The sequence below is a fragment of the Allobosea sp. FBZP-16 genome, assembly GCF_002831785.1.
In the GTDB taxonomy this organism is placed as follows: domain Bacteria; phylum Pseudomonadota; class Alphaproteobacteria; order Rhizobiales; family Beijerinckiaceae; genus Allobosea; species Allobosea lupini.
Genome location: NZ_LNCQ01000006.1, coordinates 246,497 through 251,907, shown reverse-complemented (window position 1 = coordinate 251,907; position 5,411 = coordinate 246,497). Strand labels below are relative to the sequence as shown.

The window sequence follows — 5,411 nt, the reverse complement described above, 5'->3', positions numbered from 1 at the left end:
CGCTGCTGCTCGACAAGCGCCGCAGCGGCGAGGCCGCGAGCGACGAGCAGAACTGGGTCAGGCTCGGCGGTGCCGGCCGCTATGAGGACTATCTCAAGAGCTGCGGTGCAATCTGTGCGTATCGCGCCTTGGCTGAAAGCTATCTGTCACGACCAAGCGTCAAAAGTGATCGGCCGGCGCGCGACCCCGCGACGCGTGTGGGCGGGCCTTTCTCCCTGACGACGTCGGACAGTAAAAAACTGACCGACAGGGATCTAAAGGGCTCGCCGTTTCTGGTCTTCTTCGGGTTCTCGCAATGCCCAGACATCTGTCCAACCACCTTAATGCAGATCTCTCATTTGCTGTATTCCACGGAAGCAAAAGGAAGTAAAATAAAAGCACTTTTTATAACGGTGGATCCCGAGAACGACAAGCCGAATGTCATGAAGCCATTTCTTGAAGGGTTTAATCCAAATATTGTCGGCCTGACTGGAAATCGCACAGCCATTGAGGCGACTATCAAATCCTACCGCGCCTATGCCCGCAAAATTTACCTTAAAACAGGCGGATATACATGGGATCATACCACGACTGTATATCTCATGGATAAAGAAGGAGACTTCGTCAGAGCGCTTGATTTAGAGCAAGACGCGGCTGTTTTGATCCAAAAAATACTTGCCCTGATCTAATCGAAAATTTTTCGCAATCTATATCTTGATTGATTTCGATATGAGTGACGAATTGGAGCAGCATTGCAAATAGGAGAACCGATAAATACGTAGTCAAACAAGAAGCCCGGCCCCGCGCGAGCGAGATCGAGCGGTGCAAGCGGCCGGGTTAAGGCAGCTCAACCTCTGGCGGTACCTCCGTAATAGAAAGGAGGGCACAGATGGATATCATTCACATCGCGATCCAACTGCTCAAGCTGGCACTGCTGCTGGTCGAGCTGTTCGATCGCATCATCTGACAAAGAAGGTCCGTCCCCTTGCGAGAGACCGGGCTCGAAGGCTGCCTCTCGCCGGTAAAGGCTGGGGGAGCAACTGAGCCGGCGAGAGGCACAGCGCAGGTCGAAATACGCCACTGCGACGTTAGCACCCGGCGCAAAAAGAAAAATCCCCGCCGGCTTGAACCAACGGGGGGGCCAAGCAAGATGTGCCTGCTGGCGCTGTCAGTTTCGATGGAGCACGCAGGAGAGGAAGCCGCGGCCGGCGACGAAGTTGGCCGAGCTACCGGACGTCGCCAAATAGGAGCGAGCCCGCACCCGATACTGCAGATAGTAGCCGGCGGGCAGTGCGGTGGGCACCACGAACGAGGCGGCGCGATTCTCCTGATAGTAGTGCTGGGTCTGGTAAACGTTGTAGCCCGCCGCCGTGATGACAAAATACGAGCCGGCGATGGCGTCCTGCTCCGGAGGCACGAGGGACGGCGTTAGCAGGACCGCCGATACGAACTCGGTGTGCTCGAGAGTGTTTGCAAATTGGCTATCGGCAAAGGCCATGATGACATCGTTCTGCTGCAGGGCAGGTAGCTGGAAACAAACGGCGTTGATCAGTAAGTGCCATTCGGATCGGTGATCACGACGGACGGGTTGTTCAGCGATTCCGTGCGCGGCGCAGTGATTATCCCCATCTCGTCGGCTTTTTCCGCTAGGTTGAAGGGAAGCGCTTATAACAACTGCCGCGACCCCTTGAAAACAGGGGAAGCGGATAGCTTGCAAGCAGAGCTCGCAAATCAAAAAAGCTCGGCCGCGCGCGAGCGAGAGTGGGGCGATGCGCCCCTTCTCAAGGCTCGTTAAATGAACCTGCTTTTCAACATCTGGCAGACGCGGGCGCTAACCCCAGCGCCTTCGCGACGTAAAGCCCGACGGGCGGCGCAAAGTGCATTGAATCGATCCAGGTATCGCTGGATCCTGCACTCCAATCAAAATGCGCGAACGGGTGGTCTTCGGCGAGATCGACGAACTCCACGCCCTTCTGCTTTGCGGTTTCGGCTACATACGCGCGCCAAGCCTGGAAATCCTGCCAATCTCCGTCTCGCTTTATCAGCGCCAGGTACGCATCACTCTCAGGGCCAATGTAAAACTTGAAATTCACACCGGAGCGCTTCGCTTCATCGAAGATCGCCGGAAGTAGGCTCATTAGCCGTGGATCAGTTCGAATACGGCCCAGCTTCAGCCCGTTTTGGACTGACGTCGTATACCCGCCTGACCGGGGTACGGTTTCTTTGAACCCGTTCGGCAGCCAGCGACCGTCTGTCGTCGCGGAACGAGTAGGAAGCTTCCAAGCGTCGCTGATGGCATCACGACTGACGAGTGATTGGAGGCGCGCTTGCAACTGCCAGCCGACCGAAGAGGCGGCGGGGTCGATGGGGTCTGGCCGGTCGAGCGAGCCGAACATAAAGTAATCCAGTCCGACCACGATGGCGCGCGGCCGCACCCGCTGAGACGTCAGGCGAATGTAGGTCTGGGCCTCATCGAGCATCATGCCAGCGACGCCTAGGTTGTAGGCGCGCTCCGCAAGGCAGCCCACGTTGACCCCGCGATAAACGCGAGAGCTACCGACCCAGACAAGCTCTGCGTTCTGCTGGGCCGCTGCAATGGCCTTTACGAAGCGCATCTTGTTGTCGAGATTGTCGTTGGCCGTCCGGCCCTCGATCAGCCAGGGCGGCGACGCCCGCCACACCCAATAGGGATCGATGTAGATCAGGGCGGCCGAGACGATCGCCAGCATGACGACCGTTGGACAGGCAGCGATCAGGAGGAAGCGCACCCAGGCCCGCGTTGAAATCTTGTCGGCGCTCGTCATCTCGATGGGGCTCATGGCTTGGCGAGCCGCTCCTTAGCTCGCGCGGGCGCATTGTGCTACTGCTCGAATCTACCAGAAGGGAGAAGCAGATGGACGAGATGACGAACCTGACCCGCCTGCGGGTCGACGAGCTCCTGGGCGAGCTGCGCGACGTGCTCCAGGTTGGGATCGCTCACGGGGAACTCGCCGAGTAGATGAGCTTCCGGTTCTATCTGCCCACCTCGCGGGCCGTCCCTGGCGGCGTCATCGCCTGCGACTTTTCCGTCGCGCCGATCGCGCGCGAAGAAGCCGGCGACCAGGAGCTCAATGCCCTGCACCGTCGGAAGCCGACCCTGCCGCAGCGAACCTCGTCAGAGCTTTGTACATCGGCGCCTGCGTCCAGCGGATGAACACGGAATCGTTCTTCCGGCCATCCGCGAAGAGCTTGTATCGGAACTGCCCGTCGCCGATGTAGAAGTCGCGCAGAGCAGCCTCTACGTGCCTGCGGGCAAGATCCTGGTCACCCATAGCGACCGCCAACAGGATCGCCTCGGCGACGTCGTGCGCGTCGATCGGCCACGTCTGATTGGGCGCCCATCGTGGCAGATCGCCCTCGACCAGCGCGGAACGCGCATAGGCCCAGCCGCGCTCGACCGCCGAGGACAAGGTCGCTGCGAGCTCAGCGCTGCCGGAATGCTCTCTCACCTCGGCCAGGCCCTCGAGGATATAGCCGGTGTGCCGGAAATCGATGATCGGGTCGAGCAGGTGTGTCCCGTGCGCCGGAGCGAAGAACCAGGATCCGTCTGGGTTCTGATGATGCGCGATCAGCCGGGCGGCATCCTCAGCCAGAAGCATGAGATCCGGCCGGTCCAGAAGCGAGCTGGCCCGCGCCATCAATCCCGCCGCGGCCGCGCTGGCGTTCAGGATCAGCCTCGTATCGCCTGGTCCATAGAGGATGCAGACGCCGTCAACCGTGCGCAGGATGCCGCACTCTTCGATCATGAAGCGGAGGCTGGATTCGAGATGCTTCAGCACCGCCCCCTCGTCGAGAAGGTGCCGAGCCTCCAGCAGGCCGTTGATGACGAGTACAGTCGTGATCGCCATCGGCCAGTGCTTCTCGTGCCTCTCGACACCGCCCCATACGAAGGGCAGGCCCCAGGCATCGTTCTGCGCGAGCGGGCTTCGATGCTCGAGGAGCATCTCATAGAGACGCGACGCACGCCGGCGTGTCTGCTCGGACGCGGGCAACATGCCTTCGGCCGCGAGCGCATCGCCCAGCGCCTGAGCCATTACGATCGGGCGGGAAGCCTGGAAGATCTGGCGCGGGATCAGCGCGTGATATGGCTTCAACAGCCGCCGGGCCAAGCCCATCAACGGGCCGATGATCGGGCGGTGGCCGACGCTCGAGATGATGTTGTCGAGCTGATACGGGTCGTTGCCAGCGTAGCCGGCCGCTTCGAGCCAATCGCCAAGCTCTTGAACGGCAGTTTGCACGCGGTGCAGGAGGGCTTCGTCCGGACTGTGAAATTCGCCGGCAGTCACGTTATTCATTAATCACCGTTGAAAAGCGCGCTGCAGCTATAAGGGCGGATGTGCGCGCTGTCAGGCCCGGCGGAGCAGAATCTGCAGATGTCGCAACCTGACCTTCCGCAGCAACCAAGCGGTCAATTCAAGATTACGGACGAGCAGGTCGGAGCGCACCACAGGCAACGGACGAGCAAGCGCCTCAAGACCTGTAGCCGGCTCCGCCGCCTTCCCGCCTGCTCTAGCCTAGTCAACTCGCCCCCCGTAACGACCACGCAATCGGCTAGGAGCCGATCGAGCACAGTAGAAGCGCTGGGTCTCTTGATCGGTCATATTCGCTCGGTCGCTTGCCCGACCGTCCTGTAGCTGAAACGAAAAAGGCCGGCCACCCCGAAGGATGGCCGGCCAGACTAGCGAGGAAACGCCCAAGGAGGGCAGCCGGTTACGCCGGCCAGACGGTCACTTGCGGTATGCCTCGCCAACCGCGTTCCGACATGCGAGCATGACGCTGGGTTAGGACAGGGCCATGCCGACGCTACTCAGGACCTTTCTCTACTGCATAGGACTGGCGTGGCTTACGGCCGCATCGGCGCAGACCCCTGTGTTTTCGGACAATGCCGATTCAATCGCTGTCGTGGTCGGCAACAAGGAGTACCGACGCACCAGCACTGTCGACTTCGCCCATAACGATGCCGAGGCAATCAAGGCCTACCTCACCGGCACGCTCGGCTTCCGCGAGCAAAACGTCTTCCTCGTGAAGGATGCGACGCTGGGCGAGCTGACCCAGATGTTCGGCAGCGAGGTTAATCCGCAAGGCAGCCAGCTCTGGCGCAGCGTCGTACCGGGCCGGTCGAATGTGTTTGTCTATTACTCCGGCCATGGCGTGCCGGACCTCGCTACCCGCCAGCCCTTCCTGCTGCCGCATGACGGCAATCCCAACGTCGTCGAGAGCGGCTACGCGCTGCAGACGCTGTACCGCAACCTCGAACTGGTGCGGCATAAGATCGGAGCGCAGCGCCAGCTGATCGTCATGATCGACGCCTGCTTCACCGGCGAGACCGGACGCAAGGGTGAAAGCCTGCTCGCGGTCTCGGCGCCAGGTTTTACCCCGGCCAAGCCGCGTAT

Annotated in this window: 5 protein-coding genes; 2 read left to right on the top strand and 3 right to left on the bottom strand. The window is 60.6% G+C overall.

Annotation, left to right across the window (positions count from 1 at the left end):
* On the top strand, positions 1-668 hold a 668-nt coding region (locus CXY91_RS01655), incomplete at its 5' end, for an SCO family protein (RefSeq protein ID WP_199777326.1).
* A gap of 479 nt (positions 669-1,147) precedes the next feature.
* Here CXY91_RS01655 and CXY91_RS01650 read toward each other — a convergent pair.
* The 3 genes from CXY91_RS01650 to CXY91_RS01640 all read right to left on the bottom strand — a co-directional run bounded on the left by CXY91_RS01650 (position 1,148) and on the right by CXY91_RS01640 (position 4,313).
* Positions 1,148-1,477, bottom strand: coding sequence for a hypothetical protein (locus tag CXY91_RS01650; protein ID WP_100959029.1), 330 nt, complete (start codon positions 1,475-1,477; stop codon positions 1,148-1,150).
* A gap of 310 nt (positions 1,478-1,787) precedes the next feature.
* Entirely contained in the window at positions 1,788-2,798 is a 1,011-nt protein-coding gene (locus CXY91_RS01645; protein ID WP_100959028.1) for a hypothetical protein, read from the bottom strand.
* A gap of 288 nt (positions 2,799-3,086) precedes the next feature.
* Positions 3,087-4,313 (bottom strand): hypothetical protein, encoded by a 1,227-nt coding sequence (locus tag CXY91_RS01640; protein WP_100959027.1) that lies wholly within the window; start codon positions 4,311-4,313, stop codon positions 3,087-3,089.
* 499 nt (positions 4,314-4,812) lie between these two features.
* Between CXY91_RS01640 and CXY91_RS30775 the strand changes: the two genes are divergently transcribed.
* The coding region (locus tag CXY91_RS30775; RefSeq protein WP_248307306.1) for a caspase family protein at positions 4,813-5,411 on the top strand (599 nt) is incomplete at its 3' end.